2 protein-coding genes are annotated in these 501 nt (G+C 50.7%); both read left to right on the top strand.

Annotated features, from left to right (window positions below):
• Positions 1-267 (top strand): hypothetical protein (locus ACFQRK_RS24040; protein ID WP_379010975.1); only part of this gene is annotated, 267 nt, incomplete at its 5' end.
• 53 nt (positions 268-320) lie between these two features.
• Positions 321-501 (top strand): transposase (locus tag ACFQRK_RS24035; protein WP_379010869.1); only part of this gene is annotated, 181 nt, incomplete at its 3' end.

Raw genomic sequence — 501 nt, 5'->3', positions numbered from 1 at the left:
AAGGAAACCGGCATCAACAGACGCACGATTGCCGGTTACCTGAAGCGGTTCGGGGAGAGCGGATTCAGCTTCCGCGAACTCCTGCTTTTTGAGGACAGCGAACTGGAGGTTTACCTGAATGCCGATAAACCGCCCCGTGAGCAGGCAGATCCCAGGCGCTCCGAACTGGAAGCGCTGTTCCCCTATATGCTATCCGAGCTGCGCAAAGTCGGCGTTACGCGCCTGCTTCTGTGGCAGGAATACATCAGGGACTATCCCGGGGTGTAATGCTCCCTGAAATTAGCTACGATTATTAACGTAGTTTTTATAATTTAGGGACAATGAAAAAAAGTAAGTTCAGCGAGTCGCAGATCATCAAGATTCTGTCACAGCAAGAGGCGGGGTTATCGGTTGCGGATATTTGCCGTGAGCACGGCATCAGCCAAGGGACGTTTTATTCTTGGAAGAACAAGTATTCCGGGATGGACATTTCCCAGCTCAAGCAGTTGAAAGAGATGGAAA

It is taken from the genome of Parapedobacter sp. GCM10030251 (genome assembly GCF_042666505.1).
Lineage (GTDB): Bacteria > Bacteroidota > Bacteroidia > Sphingobacteriales > Sphingobacteriaceae > Parapedobacter.
The sequence above is the reverse complement of the archived record's forward strand: the minus strand, read 5'-3'. Positions and strand labels throughout refer to the sequence as shown.